At 35.9% G+C, this 21,084-nt stretch carries 19 protein-coding genes; 8 read left to right on the top strand and 11 right to left on the bottom strand.

What is annotated here, in order from left to right; genetic code table 11:
* The first annotated feature begins 269 nt into the window (after positions 1-269).
* Positions 270-1,535, top strand: a complete 1,266-nt coding sequence (locus WJN01_RS12160; protein WP_445197427.1) for a carboxypeptidase-like regulatory domain-containing protein — start codon at positions 270-272, stop codon at positions 1,533-1,535.
* A 71-nt stretch (positions 1,536-1,606) separates the two neighbouring features.
* Positions 1,607-2,407 carry a TerC family protein gene (locus tag WJN01_RS12165; protein ID WP_445197428.1) on the top strand — a complete coding sequence of 267 codons (801 nt, stop codon included), beginning with the start codon at positions 1,607-1,609 and terminating at the stop codon, positions 2,405-2,407.
* Here WJN01_RS12165 and WJN01_RS12170 read toward each other — a convergent pair.
* The 5 genes from WJN01_RS12170 to ychF form a co-directional block, all read right to left on the bottom strand.
* On the bottom strand, positions 2,404-5,064 hold the full coding sequence (locus WJN01_RS12170) for a DNA gyrase/topoisomerase IV subunit A (RefSeq protein ID WP_445197429.1): 2,661 nt from the start codon (positions 5,062-5,064) through the stop codon (positions 2,404-2,406). The two genes, WJN01_RS12165 and WJN01_RS12170, sit on opposite strands and share 4 nt — an antisense overlap.
* Before the next feature lie 6 nt (positions 5,065-5,070).
* Positions 5,071-5,208: a hypothetical protein gene (locus WJN01_RS12175; RefSeq protein WP_370476854.1), complete on the bottom strand. Its 138-nt coding sequence runs from the start codon at positions 5,206-5,208 to the stop codon at positions 5,071-5,073.
* A gap of 165 nt (positions 5,209-5,373) precedes the next feature.
* Positions 5,374-7,224, bottom strand: a complete 1,851-nt coding sequence (locus WJN01_RS12180; RefSeq protein WP_445197430.1) for a DNA topoisomerase IV subunit B — start codon at positions 7,222-7,224, stop codon at positions 5,374-5,376.
* A 119-nt stretch (positions 7,225-7,343) separates the two neighbouring features.
* Positions 7,344-8,249: a DMT family transporter gene (locus tag WJN01_RS12185; protein WP_445197431.1), complete on the bottom strand. Its 906-nt coding sequence runs from the start codon at positions 8,247-8,249 to the stop codon at positions 7,344-7,346.
* A gap of 139 nt (positions 8,250-8,388) precedes the next feature.
* Positions 8,389-9,483 (bottom strand): redox-regulated ATPase YchF, encoded by a 1,095-nt coding sequence (gene ychF / locus WJN01_RS12190; RefSeq protein ID WP_445197432.1) that lies wholly within the window; start codon positions 9,481-9,483, stop codon positions 8,389-8,391.
* Positions 9,484-9,639: 156 nt separating this feature from the next.
* Between ychF and WJN01_RS12195 the strand changes: the two genes are divergently transcribed.
* A complete protein-coding gene (locus tag WJN01_RS12195) occupies positions 9,640-11,112 on the top strand; it encodes a carboxypeptidase-like regulatory domain-containing protein (protein WP_445197433.1) in 1,473 nt (490 codons plus the stop codon).
* A 128-nt stretch (positions 11,113-11,240) separates the two neighbouring features.
* Here the strand turns inward: WJN01_RS12195 and WJN01_RS12200 are convergent, their stop codons facing one another.
* From WJN01_RS12200 to WJN01_RS12225, 6 genes are all read right to left on the bottom strand, one after another.
* The gene (locus tag WJN01_RS12200) at positions 11,241-12,140 is read right to left on the bottom strand and encodes a hypothetical protein (RefSeq protein ID WP_445197434.1); all 900 of its coding nucleotides are present in this window, start codon (positions 12,138-12,140) and stop codon (positions 11,241-11,243) included.
* A 206-nt stretch (positions 12,141-12,346) separates the two neighbouring features.
* The gene (locus WJN01_RS12205) at positions 12,347-13,612 is read right to left on the bottom strand and encodes an endo-1,4-beta-xylanase (RefSeq protein ID WP_445197435.1); all 1,266 of its coding nucleotides are present in this window, start codon (positions 13,610-13,612) and stop codon (positions 12,347-12,349) included.
* 33 nt (positions 13,613-13,645) lie between these two features.
* Positions 13,646-14,638, bottom strand: a complete 993-nt coding sequence (locus WJN01_RS12210) for a Gfo/Idh/MocA family protein (protein ID WP_445197436.1) — start codon at positions 14,636-14,638, stop codon at positions 13,646-13,648.
* Positions 14,639-14,677: 39 nt separating this feature from the next.
* On the bottom strand, positions 14,678-15,283 hold the full coding sequence (locus tag WJN01_RS12215; RefSeq protein ID WP_445197437.1) for a thiamine diphosphokinase: 606 nt from the start codon (positions 15,281-15,283) through the stop codon (positions 14,678-14,680).
* Between the two features lie 78 nt (positions 15,284-15,361).
* Positions 15,362-15,862: a PepSY-associated transmembrane domain-containing protein gene (locus WJN01_RS12220; RefSeq protein WP_445197438.1), complete on the bottom strand. Its 501-nt coding sequence runs from the start codon at positions 15,860-15,862 to the stop codon at positions 15,362-15,364.
* A 146-nt stretch (positions 15,863-16,008) separates the two neighbouring features.
* Positions 16,009-16,362: a 4Fe-4S dicluster domain-containing protein gene (locus WJN01_RS12225; protein ID WP_370476864.1), complete on the bottom strand. Its 354-nt coding sequence runs from the start codon at positions 16,360-16,362 to the stop codon at positions 16,009-16,011.
* Positions 16,363-16,428: 66 nt separating this feature from the next.
* On the opposite strand from WJN01_RS12225, the gene WJN01_RS12230 reads away from it, so the two are divergent.
* The 5 genes from WJN01_RS12230 to WJN01_RS12250 all read left to right on the top strand — a co-directional run bounded on the left by WJN01_RS12230 (position 16,429) and on the right by WJN01_RS12250 (position 21,067).
* Positions 16,429-17,490 carry an acyl-CoA reductase gene (locus tag WJN01_RS12230; RefSeq protein ID WP_445197439.1) on the top strand — a complete coding sequence of 354 codons (1,062 nt, stop codon included), beginning with the start codon at positions 16,429-16,431 and terminating at the stop codon, positions 17,488-17,490.
* A 73-nt stretch (positions 17,491-17,563) separates the two neighbouring features.
* Complete coding sequence (gene serC / locus WJN01_RS12235) at positions 17,564-18,628, top strand: 3-phosphoserine/phosphohydroxythreonine transaminase (protein ID WP_445197440.1); 1,065 nt, start codon at positions 17,564-17,566, stop codon at positions 18,626-18,628.
* Positions 18,629-18,703: 75 nt separating this feature from the next.
* Positions 18,704-19,657 carry a D-2-hydroxyacid dehydrogenase gene (locus WJN01_RS12240; protein ID WP_445197441.1) on the top strand — a complete coding sequence of 318 codons (954 nt, stop codon included), beginning with the start codon at positions 18,704-18,706 and terminating at the stop codon, positions 19,655-19,657.
* Between the two features lie 115 nt (positions 19,658-19,772).
* On the top strand, positions 19,773-20,411 hold the full coding sequence (locus WJN01_RS12245) for a DUF937 domain-containing protein (RefSeq protein ID WP_445197442.1): 639 nt from the start codon (positions 19,773-19,775) through the stop codon (positions 20,409-20,411).
* A 218-nt stretch (positions 20,412-20,629) separates the two neighbouring features.
* Entirely contained in the window at positions 20,630-21,067 is a 438-nt protein-coding gene (locus tag WJN01_RS12250) for a DUF6146 family protein (protein WP_445197443.1), read from the top strand.
* Positions 21,068-21,084 lie beyond the last annotated feature (17 nt).

Below are 21,084 nucleotides of genomic sequence, written 5' to 3' on the forward strand. Positions count from 1 at the left end.
ATACTAATGTATTGATATCAGGTTACAAAAAAAAATAAATCCGTTTATGTCCACTATTTGTCCATCAAAACATTTTAATTCCTCAAAATACCAGCAAATTTGAAACAACACCTTTTTATTACTTGTTCAAATTCATTAAATTTTTCGAAGATTTCTCAATATAAATCTTCTTTTAACAACACTACTCATATGTGTTAAAAATTATTGGATATTAGATAATTAGACCAATATTTTGTAACTTATGTCATGGTTATCTAAAAATTATCGTCATGAACAAAATAACCCAATATCGTTTTATTTATGCGTTAGCTCTTTTCTTATTTTGTGGCAGCATAGTATATGCCCAAAATTCAGATAATTTTAAAGAAATCGAAGGAAAAGTGGTTGACAAAACCACAAGCAAACCACTTGTTTTCGCTGATATTGTTATAAACAACTCAAATATTAGCACCGTAACAAATAGTGATGGTGAATTTTTATTAAAAGTGCCTGAAAATCTTATTGACGAAACCATCAGCGTTACCTATTTAGGTTATGACAAAGTGGAGCTAAAGATTTCTTCAATTGGAAAAAATGAAAAAATAGAATTAGAGCAAGGTTTTACTACGCTAAACGAAATTAGCATCATTGCCACACGTATGGAAGATGCTCTGGAGCTCGTTAAAAAAACACTCAAAAACAAAAGCACCATTTACAATAACAATAACGCTTTAATGACCGCATTTTATAGAGAAACAATTAAGAAAAGGAAGAAAAATGCGTCCATCTCTGAAGCGGTTGTAAAGATACATAAACAACCATACAATAATTTTAGAGACGACCATATTGAATTGGTCAAAGCCAGAAAAAATACCGATTACACAAAATTGGACACCATTGCCCTGAAGCTACAAGGTGGGCCTTTTAGTAATCTTTACACCGATATTATAAAATACCCGGAGTTTATTTTTACGGAAGAAAGCTTAGAACTTTATAACTTTAGCTATGCCCCAACCACAACAATTAATAATAAGCCTATTTATGTTATTGATTTTAAACAAAAAAGCCATATTAATACACCTCTCTACTATGGTAAACTCTATATTGATGCGGGTTCTTTGGCCCTTAAAAGTGCCGTGTATAGCCTAAACGTTTCCAATCGAGAATTATCCAGCCGAATGTTTGTTCGTAAAAAACCCAAAAAAGTTGAAGTTTACCCTAAAGAGGCGAATTATAGAGTGAATTATCGCACCCAAAATGGCAAATGGCACTACGCTTACAGCAATATTTCGATAACTTTTAAAGTGAATTGGAAAGGCAAATTATTTAATAGTTTATATAGCTTGAACAGTGAAATGGCTATAACCGATTGGGAAATTAAAGACACAAAAATTGCTGAAATCAGAAGCCAATTAATACGTCCTACAACCATTTTGACGGAAAAGGCATCGGGCTTTTCAGACCCAAAATTTTGGGGGCCATACAATATCATTGAACCTGAAAAATCAATAGAATCGGCCATAAAAAAAATTCAACGGCAGTTAAAAAGAACCTAAAATCATGCAAATTTAAAAGAGAAAACCAGGTGCTTTTTTGTTAAATTTACAGTCTAAATATTGATTGAACGTTGATAGATTTTCTCTTTACCAGTGATGCCATAATGGCACTTCTTACCCTAACTTTTCTGGAAATAATTTTAGGTATCGATAATATTGTTTTTATATCAATTGCAGCCAATAAATTACCCGAAAACCAACAATCAAAAGCTACAAAAGTTGGCTTGGTCTTGGCTATGGTTCAGCGCATTATATTATTGTTTTTTGTCAGCTTTTTAATAGGTTTAAAGGAGCCTTTTTATACTATTGAACTTTCGTGGTTGCATATAGCCATTAGTTGGCAAGCCCTTATACTTTTTGCAGGTGGATTATTTTTAATTTATAAAAGTACCTCTGAAATACATGAAAAAGTTGAAATGCCCAACCACGACGAGAACAGTTTGAGCAAGAAAAAAATAAAGAGTTTATCACAAGCATTGATCCAAATATTAATTATTGATTTTATTTTCTCAATAGATTCTATATTAACAGCCGTAGGCATGACCAATGGCTTACATCCTAATCATAACTATACTTTAGCGTTGATGATAATTGCGGTTATTATATCAATTGTAATAATGATTGGCTTTGCAAACCCTATAAGGGAATTCATTAAAACCCACCCCAGTATGCAAATTTTAGGGTTGGCATTTTTAATCTTGATTGGCTTTATGCTTATTACTGAAGCCGCTCACCTATCACATACCAAATTGTTTGGAAATGAAGTTGGCGCAGTACCTAAAGGCTATCTTTATTTCGCCATTGCTTTTTCTCTGTTTGTAGAGTTTTTGAATTTTAGAATAAACAAGAAGAGCAAACAGTTACAGGATTAAAATAAAGAAGTCTGTCCTTCACCATCCACGTCAAAATCTTGGTCTGTATCATCATTTGAACTTGATGGATTATCCATTTTATCATCCGAAACGTTGGATGACACATCGGTTTCATCAACCACCTCTAAATCGTCAGCATGGACTTCCTCAGGTGCTTCGTATGGCAATGAATCCATCAGATTAATTTGGATGACCTTATCTTTGGTCAATTGATTCCCTAATGCAGAGATTCCTTTTATTGCAATAAATTCCTCAAGGTTTACCTCCAAGTTATCTTTTCTATCTTTTCCGCGCTCTTTTGCGAAAACCACTTCCGCCATAGGTCTCCAATCAGTTGAAACGATTTCCAATTGTGAGTTTGGATGATCTGAAATAAAAGATTCTTCCTTACCTTCCTGCTCAACCAAAAACCGCTTAACATAATAAAGTTCCTTTTCTCCATTATAATAAATGACTGAAATTGGCTTTTTTGGCACCCATTTTTCCAAAACAATCATGTCATCGTCAAAATGCATGGTAACTTCAGGCGTGACCGTTTTCAAAATTCCTGATTGATTGATAATCAAAAGCTTATCCTCTCCTCTAAATTCCCCTATCAATTCCCCTCGACCATCTAGGTTAAGGCGCTGAACGGTATCGTCAAACCAAATTTTTCTAGGTTTTAAGGTTGAAATGCCCTTTTCCTTCAGTTCAACACGTTTTACGGCATATTTGGTAACCAAATTTCCTTTTGAAGCCCGACCTTTAATGAGTATGTCTGCAAAATCAATATCCCATTTTAACTTTTTTATACTGCCCGCTTGCCTCAGCAATATAGTGACTACTTCAGCCTCTCCGTTTGGGTTTGCTGAAAAATACAATACACTGGAACCTTTATTTTCACTCGTGAGGTCGTATTCCCTATCTCGGGTTATGCCTGTTACGGCAAAACGTTTAATGTAGGATGCACCTTTTTTACCATCGCGATAAATCATGTTGTAAATGGTGCGCTTGTCCTTCTTTTTAAACACCGCCACATGAATGATGTCCTTACCAACAAAGGTTTTGGCATCTACTTTCGTAACCATCATTTTGCCTTCTTGGGTAAACACTATAATGTCATCAATGTCACTACAATCACATACATATTCATCCCGGCGGAGTGATGTACCGATAAAACCTTCTTCTCTATTTACATAAAGTTTCGTGTTTCTAATAACCACTTTAGTGGCATCAACATCATCAAAAGCCCTAATTTCTGTTTTGCGTTCCCGTCCTTCACCGTATTCTTTTTTAAGACGTTTAAAATACGAAATGGCATAATCAATAAGGTTTGCCAAATGATGTTTTACCTCAGCAATTTGCTCCTCTAAAGCTTCAATTTTTTGTTGGGCTTTATCAATGTCGAATTTTGAAATACGCTTGATTCTAATCTCGGTTAAGCGCACAATATCTTCTTCAACTACCGCTCTTTTTAAATGCTTTATATACGGTTGAAGTCCCTTATCTATGGCGCTTATTACGCCTTCCCAAGTTTCTTCTTCCTCAATATCACGATAAATTCTGTTCTCAATGAAAATACGCTCCAAAGATGCAAAATGCCACTGTTCTTCAAACTCGCCTAGCTTAATTTCCAATTCCTGCTTCAGGAGTTCCACCGTATTATCGGTACTCCGTCGTAGCATTTCAGAAACCCCTATAAATAGAGGCTTATTATCTTCAATCACACAGCCCAAAGGCGAAATGGAACTTTCACAACTCGTAAATGCATAAAGGGCGTCAATAGTTTTATCAGGCGATAATCCGGAAGGCAAGTGAACTAAAATTTCAACCTCGGCAGCCGTATTATCCTCAATTTTTTTAACCTTAATTTTGCCTTTATCGTTGGCTTTTAAAATGGAATCTATTAACGTGGAAGTTGTGGTTCCATATGGCAATTCAGTAATGACCAAAGTGTTTTTATCAAGTTGAGAAATTCGTGCACGAACACGAACCCTTCCCCCTCTTAATCCATCATTATAGTTAGAAAAATCGGCTATTCCAGCCGTTGGAAAATCGGGTAAAATAGTAAATCGTTTACCTTGCAGATGTTTTATGGAAGCATCAATAAGCTCGACAAAATTATGTGGTAAAATTTTTGTTGACAGGCCTACGGCAATACCCTCTCCGCCCTGTGCCAAAAGGAGCGGAAACATCACCGGCAGATTTACCGGCTCTTTACGACGACCGTCATAACTGGCCTGCCACTCGGTAATTTTTGGATTGTAAACAACATCTAAAGCGAACTTGCTCAAGCGCGCTTCTATGTATCGTGATGCCGCTGCACTATCCCCTGTTAGGATATTTCCCCAGTTTCCTTGGGTATCAATTAACAAGTCCTTTTGTCCAATTTGCACCATGGCATCAGCTATACTGGCATCGCCATGTGGATGGTACTGCATAGTATGCCCGACGATGTTCGCCACTTTATTGTAACGCCCATCGTCAAGGTCTTTCATAGAATGCATGATACGACGTTGAACAGGCTTGAAGCCATCTTCAATAGCGGGAACCGCCCGTTCTAAAATTACGTACGAAGCATAGTCTAAAAACCAATCTTTGTACATGCCCGTAACACGGGTTATGGTTTCTTGGGGCTCGTCTTCGTTATTAATTAAATCGTCGTTTTCTTCAATCATTAATCATCAATCTTTCTTGGGTTTTCCAGTAAGCATTGTTTTACCGTGCTTTTTGGATTTTGTTTTATTGATATTGCTGTTTAAGGCAGTTACAAAATCATAAACCTCTCTTCTTACTAATTTAGTTTCTTTTGAATATAACATTTTAATTTAGTTTTTTATTCCCGCAATGACGGGATGATTCTTGAATTTATTTTTTTACAAAATTAAATTTTATGTGAATCATTCTTTACCTATTTAACTTTATTTTATAACCAAATTCTCATTTTTTTAGTCCCAAACTGTTAAAATGAAAATTTCAGCCCCTGTTTATTCAACAATATCCATTTCAACCTTCAGATTATCAATGATGAACTCCTGTCTATCTGGTGTGTTTTTCCCCATATAAAATGACAATAATTCCTCAATGGACATGCCCTCATCCAACATTACAGGATCTAAACGCATATCATCACCAATAAAATGTTTAAACTCATCTGGCGAAATTTCACCTAACCCTTTAAATCGGGTAATTTCTGGTTTGGGTTTTAGCTTTTCAATGGCATTTATGCGTTCTTCTTCAGAATAACAATATATGGTTTCCTTTTTATTTCGAACCCTAAAAAGTGGTGTTTGCAAAATATATAAATGGCCTTCTTTAATCACTTCTGGGAAAAATTGAAGAAAAAAGGTAATCAGCAATAAGCGAATATGCATACCATCGACATCTGCATCTGTAGCGATTACCACATTATTGTAACGTAAATCTTCCAGCGATTCCTCAATATTTAAAGCGGCTTGAAGCAGATTGAATTCTTCGTTTTCGTAAACAATTTTTTTAGTTAAGCCGTAGCAATTAAGTGGTTTACCTTTTAAACTAAATACAGCCTGGGTATTTACATCCCGCGATTTTGTTATGCTACCCGAAGCCGAATCTCCCTCAGTAATAAATAAAGTTGTTTCAAGATTTCGGTCACTTTTGGTATCGCCAAAATGCACTCTGCAATCGCGTAATTTTTTATTGTGAAGACTTGCTTTTTTTGCACGATCTCGAGCCAATTTTCGGATTCCGGAAAGCTCTTTACGTTCGCGTTCAGCTTGCAAAATCTTGCGCTGTATTTTTTCAGCGGTGTCGGTATTCTTATGCAAATAATTATCGAGATTGGTTTTCACAAAATCATTGATAAAGGTGCGCACCGTTGGATGATCACCACCCATATCAGTAGAGCCCAATTTTGTTTTGGTCTGGCTTTCAAAAACAGGTTCCATAACCTTAATGGCAATGGCGCTTACAATAGATTTTCTTATATCGGAAGGATCATAGTTTTTACCAAAATATTCACGGATGGTTTTTACCAAAGCTTCCCTAAAAGCATTTAAGTGTGTCCCTCCCTGGGTAGTATTCTGCCCGTTTACAAAAGAGTGATACTCCTCACTATATTGGGTTTTACTGTGTGTTAAGGCTACTTCAATATCTTCCCCTCGAAGATGAATGATTGGATATAATGTATCTGACTCATTTATGGTTTCACTTAATAAATCCTTTAACCCATTTTCACTATAATATTTTTCGCCATTAAAAACTATGGTTAGCCCAGGGTTGAGATACACATAGTTTTTGAGCATTTTAACGACATACTCATTCCTGAACTTGTAATTTTTGAAAATTGTTTCATCAGGAATAAATGATACTTTGGTGCCCTTTCTTCGGGTAGTATCATCAAGCATTTCGTGGTTGGTAAGATTTCCTTGCTCGAATTCCGCTGAAGCAGACTTTCCATCCCGATTCGATTCAACCCTAAAATAATTTGAGAGCGCGTTTACCGCTTTGGTACCCACACCGTTTAATCCAACTGATTTTTTAAAGGCTTTGGAGTCGTACTTTCCACCGGTGTTCATTTTCGAAACCACATCGACTACTTTCCCTAGGGGAATACCTCGACCATAATCGCGCACTATCACCTTGTTGCCTTGAATGGAAATCTCAATGGTTTTGCCTGCTCCCATGACAAACTCGTCAATGGAGTTGTCTAAAACCTCCTTAAGCAGAATGTAAATACCATCATCTGGCGAACTACCATCACCGAGCTTTCCAATATACATTCCAGGGCGCATACGGATATGCTCCTTCCAGTCTAAAGAACGTATATTATCTTCGGTGTAATTGATTTGTTCCGCCATATATCTACTCAGTAAAATTCAGTGAGGGGTTGCTAATATAGCATAACCAAATAAAAAAAGAAAAGGGCAATAAACAAAGTAATTAACAATATCTGCTTGATATTGTTGAGAACCTCAATTTAGGCCGCGGCCTTCTTTTTGGTTGAAACGAGGAGGATGCCAATAATAACTACCAGAGCACCAAATAATTGCATCATGGTAAGATGTTCATTTAAAAATATTGCTGCCAAAACTATGGTTGAAATAGGCCCAAAACCAGCTATAACGGCAAAATTAGATGAATTGATCCGATTAATAGCCTCCGATACCAAATAGGAAGGGATAACGGTTGCAAAAATGGCAATCAAGAAACCCAACAGATAAACTTCCCATGGATAATTTAGAATATCAATTTTAGATACTAAACCGTAATGGACAAACACGCAGATACAAGAAACCAGCATGGCATAAGATGTAAACTTAACCACGCCCAATTTTGGTATTAACCAGCCGCTTCCCACCAAATAGGAAGCATATGTAATGGCACAAAGCAATATTAAGAAGCCGCCAATAAAGGTGTCATTTCCTGAAATGGCCACTTCGCCCCAAAAGGCAATTACAATGCCCACATAACTCAAAATAATGGCTATAATTTGGGTTTTAGTAATCGGTTTATTCAAAAACAATCGATTAAAAATTAGGATGATGGTTGGATACAAAAACAGAATAATGCGTTCTAAACTTGCCTTGATGTAAACTAGCCCGACAAAATCGAAATAGCTGGACAAGTAATACCCCAAAAAACCAAAAAACGCTACCCAAGTATAATCTTTTGAGGTGATTTTAACCTTATTTTCCTTTCTACTATAAATAACGGCCACAACCAAATAAAATGGAAAAGAAAACAGCATGCGCAACAACAAAACACTTAGGGCATCAACTTGATATTGATAGGCCAATTTTACCATCACCGCTTTGGAAGAGAACATCACGATACCGATTATACCGAGTAAAATGCCGTAAATAAATGATTTGGTTGACTTCATAAAAACGAAAATCGGAAACCTATTATCGTTTATTTTTCAAAAATTGAAGAAATTACGACGTTCATATTATAAATGGAACGCATAATTGAATGGAATATGTTTAGCAGGAAAAAGCTTATGGCTTATATTTTATGACAAACTAAACATTAAACAAGAAATGCATCACATCGCCATCTTTAACCACATAGTTTTTCCCTTCAACTCGCATTTTTCCGGCTTCTTTGACCTTGGCCTCACTACCGTGAGTGATGTAATCGTTGTAAGCAATAACCTCGGCACGGATAAAGCCTTTTTCAAAATCGGTGTGAATTACGCCTGCCGCTTGTGGAGCAGTAGCGCCTACATCAATGGTCCATGCACGTACTTCCTTAACACCGGCTGTAAAATAGGTCTGTTGTTTCAATAGTTTATAAGCACCACGAATCAATTTTGCAGAACCCGGTTCGTCCAGCCCAATATCCTGAAGAAACATTTGGCGTTCTTCGTAATCATCAAGTTCGTTAATATCAGCCTCAGTTCCAACAGCAAGTACCAAAACCTCAGCATTTTCATTTTTAACGGCTTCCTTTACTTTTTCAACATAGGCATTACCCGAAACCGCAGAACCTTCATCCACATTACAAACGTACATCACGGGTTTATCTGTAATAAACTGCGCGGGTTTTACAAAATCGCTATAATCATCCTCAGAAAACTCTAAAGCCCTAACCGACGTTCCTGTTTCCAATCCTGCTTTTATCTGCAGCAAAACAGCCTCTTCTTTTTGAGCCTCTTTATTACCCGTTTTGGCAGCGCGCTTCACTTTATCCAGTTTTTTTTCAACGGTTTCCAAATCCTTCAATTGTAATTCCATATCGATGGTTTCCTTATCACGAATGGGATTCACGCTACCATCAACATGAACAATGTTATCGTTATCAAAACAACGCAATACATGCAGAATTGCATCAGTCTCGCGAATGTTTGCTAAAAATTGGTTGCCCAAACCTTCACCCTTACTGGCACCTTTTACCAATCCGGCAATATCTACAATTTCAACGGTCGCAGGCATAACACGCTCGGGCTTCACCAAAGATTCTAGTTTTTCTAACCTTGGATCTGGCACATTTACCACACCAATATTAGGTTCTATGGTACAAAATGGAAAGTTGGCACTTTGCGCTTTTGCATTTGATAAACAATTGAACAACGTTGACTTTCCTACGTTCGGCAATCCTACGATACCTGCTTTCATTTTTTAGTAGCTATTTAATTAAAAAGACAAGAACCAAGCTTTGGTTTTTGCGAGTGCAAATGTAGTCATTTCCATTATTATTTTTTGTAACATTATTTGGCTTTAATCGTTTTAACTTTTAAAGGCCCAAGATGGGTTTCTATCTACTCAATATTGATGAAGAAAATACTTTTTGTTTTAGCCATGGCATTTGGCACTTGTTTTTGCTTCTCGCAAAGCATAACAGCTAAGTTAATAGATAAAAACAATGGCAACCCCATAACTTACGCCACCATCAAAACAGGGGAATTTACGGGTGTAATTTCTAATGAAGAAGGATATTTCACGATAAATCTGGATAATGCATCGAGTATGGTAACCATTTCCTGTTTGGGCTATCAAAACAAAACGCTTTCTATTCAAGAAATAAAAAACTCTGGACTTGTAATTGAACTGGCGGAAGCCGTTAATCAATTAGCTGAAGTTTATTTGAGCAACAAAGAACCCAATGCCGATTCAATTATAGCTAAAGTAAAACGGAATATTTCTAAAAACTACGATTACGAATTGAACAAATACCATGTTTTTAGAAGAAATTCCGATTACGTAGATTTTAAAAGCCTGGCATTTGAAATTGAAAAAGCATCACACGTCAAGAAAAAGAATATTGAACAAGCCAATACGGATTTGATGGCACTTTCAAAAAAAATACGCGAAAGCGATATGACCCATTTTACTGATTTTAAAGGCGAATTGTACAGCTTTAATTTAGATAGCAGCAAACTCATCGTCAATAAAGCCACCAAACTGATTGACTATAAAAATGATTTTTCCATTGAAGATGTTCAAACCAAAGCCACACAAATTATGCTCACTTATTTAGATACCACAAAAACCTACAAAGTAAAAACAGGTATTTTTAAAGTTGAAGATTCGCTGTCACTCAAAGATGAAGACTTTGAAAAGGAAGAAAAAAACGAGTTCAACATAACAAATTTAAATAACGAAACCCGCAATATGTTGCGAAAGACACAGTACTGCAATAACTCCTTTTTAAGCAACATTTTAGATAGCGATTTATATGAGTATGCTTTTGAATACATGACCATTAATAACGACAAACTAACCTATGTCATTAATTTTGAACCCCGAAAAGGAAAGGCCATATACACCGGAAAAATTTATGTTGCCGATTCCACATATGCTGTAACAAGGCTTGATTATAACTTTTATAAAAATCGACATGGCGGCAAATTGAACTTAAAACTACTTCTTGGCGTAAAGTATATAGCCAATGTAAGCGAAGGCACCTTGTTATTTGAAAAGAACAAAAACAACACCTACCACCTAAAATACTTGAAAGAGACCGAGGGCAGTTATTTTTATGTTAACCGCGATTTAAAGTTTATTGAAAACAGCCGGGCAAAAAATAAAATTGGTTTTAGCTTTAAAATTGAAGGTGATAACCGTAGCAAAAAAGAACTCCTTTTTACAGATAACAGCAAGCTGACCTTAAATGATTTTGCCTCTATAAAACAAGACAGCATTGCGCCATACAAAGTACTTGATAGGTTTGAGGACACCCTTTGGCAAGACGATGAAACATTAGAGCCTTTGCAGGAGATGAAGGCCTTTGGTGTTGGGAAATGAGTTTGGGTGTTACGCTTATCGGTTTGTATTAGAATAGTGCGGTTTTGTGTCCTAGGATTTTCCGCAGGAAAATCAGAGAGACCAAATACGCACTAACTTTTGGTTTTGTAATAAACTACGCATTGTTTTTATACGATGTTAGCACCAGTATTTTTATTCTTTTGCATCCTATAACATAAATACAAAAATACTACAAGGATAATTGTTAGCTTAAAAATAAGAGCAATCAAATTTCTCTCGCTCGTAAAATAATCAGCTATTGAAGTTAATAGACTTAGAGTTTGAGAATAAAAAGCGATTCCAATACAGACCAATGAGAATATTAATTGATTTTTAAAATTAATCCCAATTACAATACCAAAGCATACAAAAAAAAGGGTCAGAAAACTATTTAAATATCGTTCGTTTTTGCTCCAATTTGATTTCTTTATTTGTTTTGTCAAAATTTGATTTTGTCTAATTTTTGTCTGTAGTGTAAACAAATCTCTACGATTGTATTCAGTTATGAATTTGTTTTTTGTTAGACTATATTCTTCAAGTTCCCTAATAGAAAAATCATTTTGAATTATGCTGTCAGGAATTTTTTGAAATAAGTCAGAGATTATCTTCTTTTGGGATGAACTTTCGGTATTCAATGAGTCAGTATACTTTACGATTAGTCGAATACTCATCATATCCGAATTCGTTTTCTTAAGTTCCATTTCCTTTTCTGCTCTTTCTTGAGTATTGAAAGGTTCTTTTTTTGCGTTTTCATATCTGTCGAGATAAGAGGTCATTCGTAATTCAGGGACAACTTTATCTGATAATAAAAAAATCAGTCCTCCAAAGATTAATGATACAAGTAATCCGAATTTTACCAATTTGGATAATGAAACTTTATCATTTAATGAATATACTGTGACTAATATAAAAGCGATGAAAATCCCAAAATTTATAACTGATGCGATTTGACTAAAACTGAAAATAATTCCGTATGTCAAATTAAAGCCAAATTCTTTAAAATATAAGCTAATGGTTTCAACTATCAAGAATATGTAGTAAATCAGGCTGCTTATTAAAAAATATTTTATGAATTTTGGCAGTATTTTGGTCATATTGGTGCTAAAGTAAAGATAAAAAGCAGTTTCAATTCTTTTTATCGATTGATAAACGAAATTATATATTTATTATCAGAAAATCAATACAGACCAGATTATAGACAAAAATTATTTAAGGCATTAAACGATTTTCCTAATCAGTTACATAGGTTTTCTTCAATCCAGTTTTGCCTAAAGTTTTCGTATCCTGAACCAGCATCAAAATTTACAACCGACCAAAAACATTGTTTTGGTTTTTGCTCTTTGTCAAACAGTAAGGGATAGGTTGCCCGCCCAGGTGCAAAATAGAATTCAAGCCAAGTATAACTATCTGAAATATGCCAGAACGAAAGCTTATCTATTTTGTCACTTTCTTCCCTAAATACTTTAAATATGTCATCATAACGTGCGGTTAGATTTTCTTCTACTGAAACATATGCCATTTCTGCTGCATTTGTGTTTCCGTTGTAAACATCTATGTCCAGCTCGCTTATTAAAAACTTCAGGTCCACGCCATATTGTTGCCCTAAGTTATGAAAGTCGTTAATCATATTCCTTATTTGTCCTGTGCTTGGCCAATTCAAAAACCAATGAGCCTGTTCTGCAATAGCATCTATTTTTACACCTTTTTCAAGCAGTGCACCAATCACTTTTAATGCTTTTGCTCTTTTCTGTGAATCTGCAAGTCCATATTCATTAAACACCAATAACGCATCGGGGTCGGCTTCTTGGGTAAACTGAAAAGCCAGTTCGATGAACTCGGGACCAATTATTTCATACCAATAAGATGGCCTGTAAAGGTTATCTGGGTTTGTATTGTCTGTTGAAATAACTTCATTGACAACGTCCCAATATTTTATTTTTCCTTTGTAGCGACCAACAACATTACTGATATGGGTTTTCATTCTTTCAATCAGTTTTTCTCTTGATACTTGATTGTTGGGATTATCAGGACTTTGAAACATCCATTCGCTCGTTTGCCAGTGCCAAACTAGGCAATGCCCGTGAAATTCTTTACCATTCATTTGGGCAAAAGCCAAAAGATTATCGGCATCATCCCAGCGCCAATCGCCTTCAAATGGCTGAACGTAATTTGGCTTTAGCTCATTTTCGGGTGTAATGGCATCAAAGTGGTATTTCACGAGTTCTCCTTCTGCAGAAAATCTTTGATGATTCGCCATGGCTACACCCAAAGGAAAATCATTTTTATATTTTTGATTAAGCGGTGGAACGAATCCATAACTTTCGTAATAGTATTTATCTTCTTCAGCAATAGATAGGCCTGAAGGTGCCTCAATTATTTCAGCATTTTTACAATCAAATTTTACCGTTTCTGTTTTGCACGAGAAAAGGCAAGAAAAAAGCAGCAAAGCGCAAACAGTAAGCCTTAAATTAAGCGTAATATATTTCGTAATCGCTAGCATATTGGTTAGCACTTGAATTAATTCAACACAACATTAAAACTGGCTTTTATAAATCTCCAAAACCATTTCGGTGGCATTTCTAGCCGACTCACCTGTAATAAGACAATCGTTACCTGTTTTAATGGCATTTACAAAATCGTTCAGTATGATTTCATGGTTGGTGGTATCGGCTACCGCGGCGGTTGCTGCACCAGTATGTGTGTTTTCTTTTGCTTTTTGTGTGGTAGGGTTTTGAATTCCATCAATGTCCCAATGGGTAATCACATCGTTTTCTAAAATAAGGTAACCTTTGCTGGTATAAATTTCCATTTTGGCTGGGAAGCCTGGTTTTGTAGCTGTTGAAGCTGTTATGGTACCGATTATTCCAGAAGCATGTTCAAATATGGCTGCACCGTGGTCTTCAACCTCAATATCGTGGGCAAAAGTGCCCAATTTACTGACCACTTTTTTAGGCTTTCCAAAAAACCAATAATATAAATCGATATAATGTGAGGCTTGCTGAATAAACGGGCCGCCTCCATCAATGTTATAAGTTCCACGATATGGTGAAGAATCGTAATAGGCTTGGTCGCGATAATTTTTTACGGACAGATCCACTGAAAATATACGCCCTAACTCATCGGCATCAATTAACTTTTTCACAACGGGATTATCTGAACTATAACGCCTTTGGTAGGCCACGCCCAATTGAACTTTATGCTCTTTACAGGCCGTAATCATTTGGTCTATGCTTTCCAATGTAATGTCAATGGGTTTTTCGCATAGCACGTGCTTGCCCAATTTTGCTGCTTCAACGGCGCTAACATGATGAAGGCCATTTGGGGTGCACACAATAACGGCATCAAAATCAATATTTATTTCTGAAATACTTTTAAAAAAGGGAAGATGGCTTAGCGATTGTGGCTTTTCAGATTTGCCGGAAACCACTGCAACAACTTCGGCATTAGCAATATTTTTAACTGCCGAAAGATAGGTGTTGGCAATATTACCACTTCCTATGATGGCAAACTTAACAATAGAATTCATGATGATTTTTATTGGTTTGGTGTTCTGCTAAGTTACAGTTTAATCATTAACAAAAACAAATAAAGCCCCAGATTCGAAGGTAATGGTAACTTCATCTTCTATGGCCACATTTCTAGTTCCAATCCTGCCGCCAAAAGTCAGGCTTTCATTATAGAGTGGATATTGTAATCCTGATGTGACAATCCCCAATGCTTCTGGAAATGGTACCAACGACACCGTTTTGCCTTTACAGTGATTAATTCTTGTGGTTTTATCAGCTAAAAAATAATAGCCGTAATTATCAAAAAAAGTGAGGTTCAATTTGGGTTTCCATTTTATGGCGGTACTTAAATTACCTAAAAAATGATCCTGCTCTTTCCCACTTGCACCGTAAACATGAATATTAGAGAAGTCTCGTTCTTTTAAAATCTTGAGTGCTTTTTCAAAATCAGTATAATCTTGATTTGGGGTAGTAATTGTCTCAATGTTTATGGGTAATTTTTCCAAAGCATCAAAGTCACCACAAATAAAATCTGGAGTAATGTTATTTTCAGCCAAAAACCTATAGGCACCATCGGTAGCACAAACCAAATCATATTCCGATAAATTTGGCAGTTTGTTTGGCTGCTCACCATCTATTAAGATAAATGCTTTTTTTAAATGCATCTGACAAAAATACAAAAGGGTTCGAAACTTTTATATTTCAATTTCTAATCCCAAACGTAAATTATATTTCCTTTTAGCCTAGAGAAAAAGCAAAACAAATGTTAAAACAACTCCAAAAAAGGTAAAATACAACCCCTTATTGAAAATCTTGGTTTTTGGCAAAAACATCCAAAATGATGAAATGGCAAAAAACAATAAAGACAACCCGAAAAAAACGTTTAACCAATATAGAGGTTCTTTAGAACTAGATTTATGAAGTTTGGTCATTTTGTTGAGTACAAAAGGCAATTCTTTATTCGTATAAATTGCTTCACCAGTAGATTTGTTGTACTGGCCATCTTCAAAAAATAAAATATCGTTTTCTGCCTTTAGTATTTTTAGATTTTTTCTTCGAAGTTCTTTGCCCAATTCTTGCGCAGAAATATTTGATTTTAAAGTTTTTTCAACCTTCACTTCCCTTTTCAAAAATTCGGTATCCCTAAAAACTAAAACAACGCCACTTAATGCATAAACTGTCATTATTCCTACCAAGAAGAACCCTAAATAGCGATGTACTATTCGCATGTATTTATTCATCATTACCTTATTTTGCAATAGGACTAAATTACTTTAATAAAGTTTAATAACCCTTCCAGAAAAGTTTACATTATCTAACAGGATAAGTCACAAAAAAAATCCCGAGCAAAAAGCACAGGATTTTTTTATAATATATTTTCGATTGCCAACTAGTCCTCTGGATGCATGAAGCGTTGTTTAGCCAACAATTCTTCCTCCGTTTCTTCGTGGTCTTCATCAGGAACACAACAATCTACCGGGCATACTGCAGCACATTGTGGTTCGTCATGAAAACCTTTACACTCGGTACATTTGTCTGGAACAATGTAGTATAGCTCATCACTGATTGGTTCTTGAGCCTCGTCGGCATCAACTTCTTTCCCGTTTGTTAGCACCACTGTACCTTCTAAACTGGTGCCATCTTTATAGCGCCAATCGTCCGCACCTTCATATATTGCTGTATTTGGGCACTCGGGTTCGCAAGCACCACAATTTATACATTCGTCTGTTATTATAATTGCCATAGCGTTTTTTCTTTCTAACTTTGCAGTCGCAAAAATAAAGCCAAAACCCTTCATAACCAAATTAAGATGCAATTACCTGAAAGAATTAACGCTTTTGTAAAATTAGGAGATTTTTTAAGGCAATTTTCTAATGATGTTATTCTAAAGGCGGACAATATTGCACATAATGACCTGTTTTTTGATGGTTTTAAGCATCAACTAAAATTGGCTGAAGAACATAATGGATGGTTTACCTCAGAAAACATGCGTTTCGCCATAAAAGGATGGGCTGATTTGCTAACGACCGAAAATCTAAATAAATGGCTTAAGCCCTACCAAATTAATAATGTTTCACCTAAAAAAGTGGCCATAATTATGGCGGGAAATATACCTTTGGTTGGGTTTCATGATTTTTTATCGGTATTGATTACGGGCCATGAGGTTTTGGTAAAACAATCGTCAAGCGATAAACATTTGCTTCCGTTTTTGACCAAGTATTTGGAATATGTTGAACCTCAATTTAAAGGGAAAATAAATTTCACAGAAGCCAAGGTTGAAGATTTTGATGCAGTTATTGCCACAGGCAGCAATAATACGGCAAGGTATTTTGAATACTATTTTAAAGGTAAACCTTCCATCATCAGAAACAACAGGAATTCGGTTGCTGTTTTAACAGGTAATGAATCGACCGAAGATTTAAAAAACCTTGCTGAAGATATTTTTAGATACTATGGCTTAGGTTGCAGAAATGTATCAAAACTTTTTGTGCCAAAAGACTATAAATTTGATGCTTTTTTTGAAGCCATTTACCATTGGCACCCCATTATTGACCGAGTAAAATATGCCAATAATTACGACTACAACAAAGCGGTGTATTTAATGAGCGAATTCGACATGCTCGAGAACGGATTTTTCATGATAAAAGAAGACGAAAGGTATGCATCGCCCATAGCTACGGCATTCTATGAATATTATGACGACACAGCTAGTCTTAAAGAAAAACTGGAAACCGAAAAAAACAAAATTCAATGCATTGTTTCGCAAGGGTTTGTTGAAAATGAAATTCCCTTTGGACAGACACAAAAACCGCAACTTTGGGATTATGCGGATAGTGTAGATTCCATTGAATTTTTGTTAGCAATTTCTTGAAAAAATTATTGATTTTATAACATATAATCCCTAATTAATTAGCAACTTTGCATCCTAATTTTTATAAGACAAAATGAAAAAACATAACTTTAGCGCAGGACCTAGTATTTTACCTCAAGAGGTATTATTAAAAGCTTCCCAAGCTGTAATGGACTTTAATAATTCTGGTTTATCTTTAATTGAAATATCACATAGAAGCAAGGATTTTGTTGATGTCATGGAGAAAGCAAGAGCTTTGGTTTTAGAGCTTCTTGGTTTGGAAGGCAAAGGATATAAAGCACTTTTTTTACAAGGTGGTGCAAGTACCCAGTTTTTGATGGTGGCCATGAACCTTTTGGAAAAAAGAGCGGGTTACTTAAATACTGGTGCATGGAGTGAAAAAGCTATAAAGGAAGCTAAAATGTTGGATGATATTTACGAAGTGGCTTCATCAAAAGAGGCAAACTTTAACTACATCCCGAAAGGGTACTCCATTCCTGAAGATTATGATTATTTTCACTGTACTTCAAACAATACCATTTTTGGTACTCAAATGAAATCTTTTCCTGATTCGCCAATCCCAATGGTTTGCGACATGAGTAGCGATATCTTTTCACGTCAGTTGGATTTTTCAAAATTCGGATTAATCTATGCTGGTGCACAAAAAAATATGGGACCGGCAGGTACAACACTTGTGGTTGTTAAAGAAGATATTCTTGGAAAAGTTTCCCGTAAAATTCCATCTATCATGGATTACAAAAAACATATTGCCAATGGCAGTATGTTAAACACCCCTCCTGTATTTGCGGTTTATACCTCTATGTTGACTTTGGAATGGTTAAAAAGCATTGGTGGTATCGCAGGAATTGAAAAAGAAAACGAAAAGAAAGCGCGTTTAATGTATTCTGAAATAGATTTAAACCCATTGTTTAAAGGATTTGCTGCCAAAGAAGATAGATCAGATATGAACGCTACGTTCAACCTAACCAACGACAACCTGAAAGACACTTTTGATACCATGTTGAAAGAAGCTGGTATTAGTGGTGTTAATGGTCATAGAAGTGTGGGTGGCTACAGAGCCTCTATGTACAACGCTCTTCCTATTGATAGCGTAAAAGCTTTGGTTGAAGTGATGAGCGAATTGGAGAGCAAAGCATAATAAAATTTAATTTAAAGTTAAATGGTTTTGTTCATTGAACTATCACCTTTTAACTTTTAACTACTAACTAAAATAATGAAAGTATTAGCAAACGACGGTATCTCAAAAAGTGGTATCGATGCATTGGAAAAAGGAGGCTATGAAGTAATTACTACTACCGTGGCCCAAGAACAATTAAGTAACTACATCAACGAAAAAGCCATAAAAGTTTTATTGGTTCGTAGTGCTACAACCGTACGAAAAGATTTAATTGATGCCTGTCCTGGATTAAAGATCATTGGTCGTGGTGGCGTTGGTATGGACAATATTGATGTGGATTATGCCAAAAGCAAAGGCATTCATGTAATCAACACGCCTGCTTCATCTTCGCACTCTGTGGCAGAATTGGTGTTTGGTCATTTTTACGGATTGGCGCGTTTTTTACATAACTCCAACCGCGATATGCCTTTGGAAGGTGATACCAACTTTGGCAAATTAAAGAAAGCGTACGCTAAAGGTATTGAGCTAAAAGGTAAAACCTTGGGTGTTTTAGGATTTGGCCGTATTGGCCAAGCTACTGCAAAAGTAGGTTTGGGAGCTGGCATGAAAGTGGTTGCTTTTGATCCTTTTATTGAAAAAGCTAATTTGGAATTAGACTTTTTTGATGGGCAAAAAGTAAACTTCGACATTAAAACCATTTCAAAGGAAGAGGTTTTAAAACAGTCAGATTTTATCACATTACACGTTCCTGCACAGAAGGATTATGTTATTGACGAAGCAGAATTTAACATGATGAAAGATGGTGTTATCATCGCCAACGCAGCACGTGGTGGTGTGGTAAACGAAGTAGCTCTTGTAAAAGCCATTGAAAGTGGTAAAGTTGCCAGAGCAGCCTTGGATGTTTTTGAAAACGAACCTAAGCCAGAAATGCAATTGTTGATGAATCCTGCGTTGTCTTTAACGCCACACACAGGAGCAGCAACCAACGAGGCACAAGATAGAATTGGTACAGAATTGGCATCACAAATTATTACGCTAATGGCCCAATAATAATAAAATGTGACCATAAGGTTAAAATTGAGTCCTAACTTCATAAGTTGGGACTTTTTTTTGTACATTGTTTGTCCGAATTTTTTCTAATCTTTTTAAAACAAAATAAATTATCATGTCCGGAATTCTAGATTTATTAAACAGCGACTTGGGTAAAACCCTTATCAATGGTGTTTCAAGTCAAACCAATCAACCGCAAAACAAAACGCAAGATGTATTGACTATGGCTTTGCCTGTTTTAATGCAAGCTATGAGACGAAATGCAGCAACACCTCAAGGTGCTGAAGGCTTAATGAGTGCTTTAAGCAACAAACATGACGGAAGTATTTTAGACAACCTCAGTGGCCTATTCAGTGGAGGTGTAGATTCCAATGTTCTTGATGATGGTAGTAAAATTCTTGGGCATGTATTAGGCAACAAGCAACCTCGTGTTGAGCAAGCACTAGGCGCCAAAGCGGGCATGGACGCTGGTTCCGTAGCACAAATATTAAAGGTGGCTGCGCCAATTTTAATGGGTGTTTTAGGAAAACAGACCAGACAAAACAACGTGAACAGCCAAAGCGGTATTGAAAGCTTATTGGGAGGTTTAATACAAGGAAACTCGCCAAAACAAGAGCAAAGCTTCTTGGAATCTATTTTGGACGCTGATGGAGACGGAAGCGTTATTGACGATGTTGCCGGAATGGTTTTAGGGGGCAATAAAAAGAAAGGTGGCCTTGGAGGTTTATTGGGTGGCCTTTTCGGAAAAAGATAAGTACTTCTTTATCATATCCAAACAAGCGTCGAATATTAGTTTTTCGGCGCTTTTTTTATTAAAACAATCTTGAATAAAAGTTTATACAGAAATGATTTTTGTAACTTTAATGATAAGCCAATTGTTTCCCTCGACGGAAACCCCATTTAACTCATTGTAGCTTTTAAAAGGCTTCTCTGGGTACTACTTTTGAAGGTATATTCTAAAACATTCAAGCCATGAAAAAACTCATCTACATTCTATTAATTTCAGCTTTCCTATTTAATTGTAATACAACAAAACAAACCGCTTCAAAAAAAGATGAACGGTTGGAAAATGTAAAGGAAAATGACACTGTTAAAATTGCCAATGAAGAACTGGAATATGAAATCATAATTATTGAACCAGGCTTCAATTTTTGGGTAGCCAGCAGAGCCAGACCCCGTGGGTTTTATTCACAACAATACCTAGAGAACAGAAACTTTCAATATGTTTTGGAATGGAACCAACGAGTGCTCCAACCGCAACAATACAACCCTCAGCTATATGAAATGCAAATTAACTACCAACAGAATATTGACTATGGCTATGAAGTTAATTATTTGTTGTACAATTACTTTATCTATTTTCAAATGACCTACAATCAGAGATTGGGGCCTTGGATGCCTAGAATTTAAATCCGTTTTCATTATTT

Source organism: Tamlana sedimenti, assembly GCF_038148895.1.
Taxonomy (GTDB): Bacteria; Bacteroidota; Bacteroidia; order Flavobacteriales; family Flavobacteriaceae; genus Tamlana.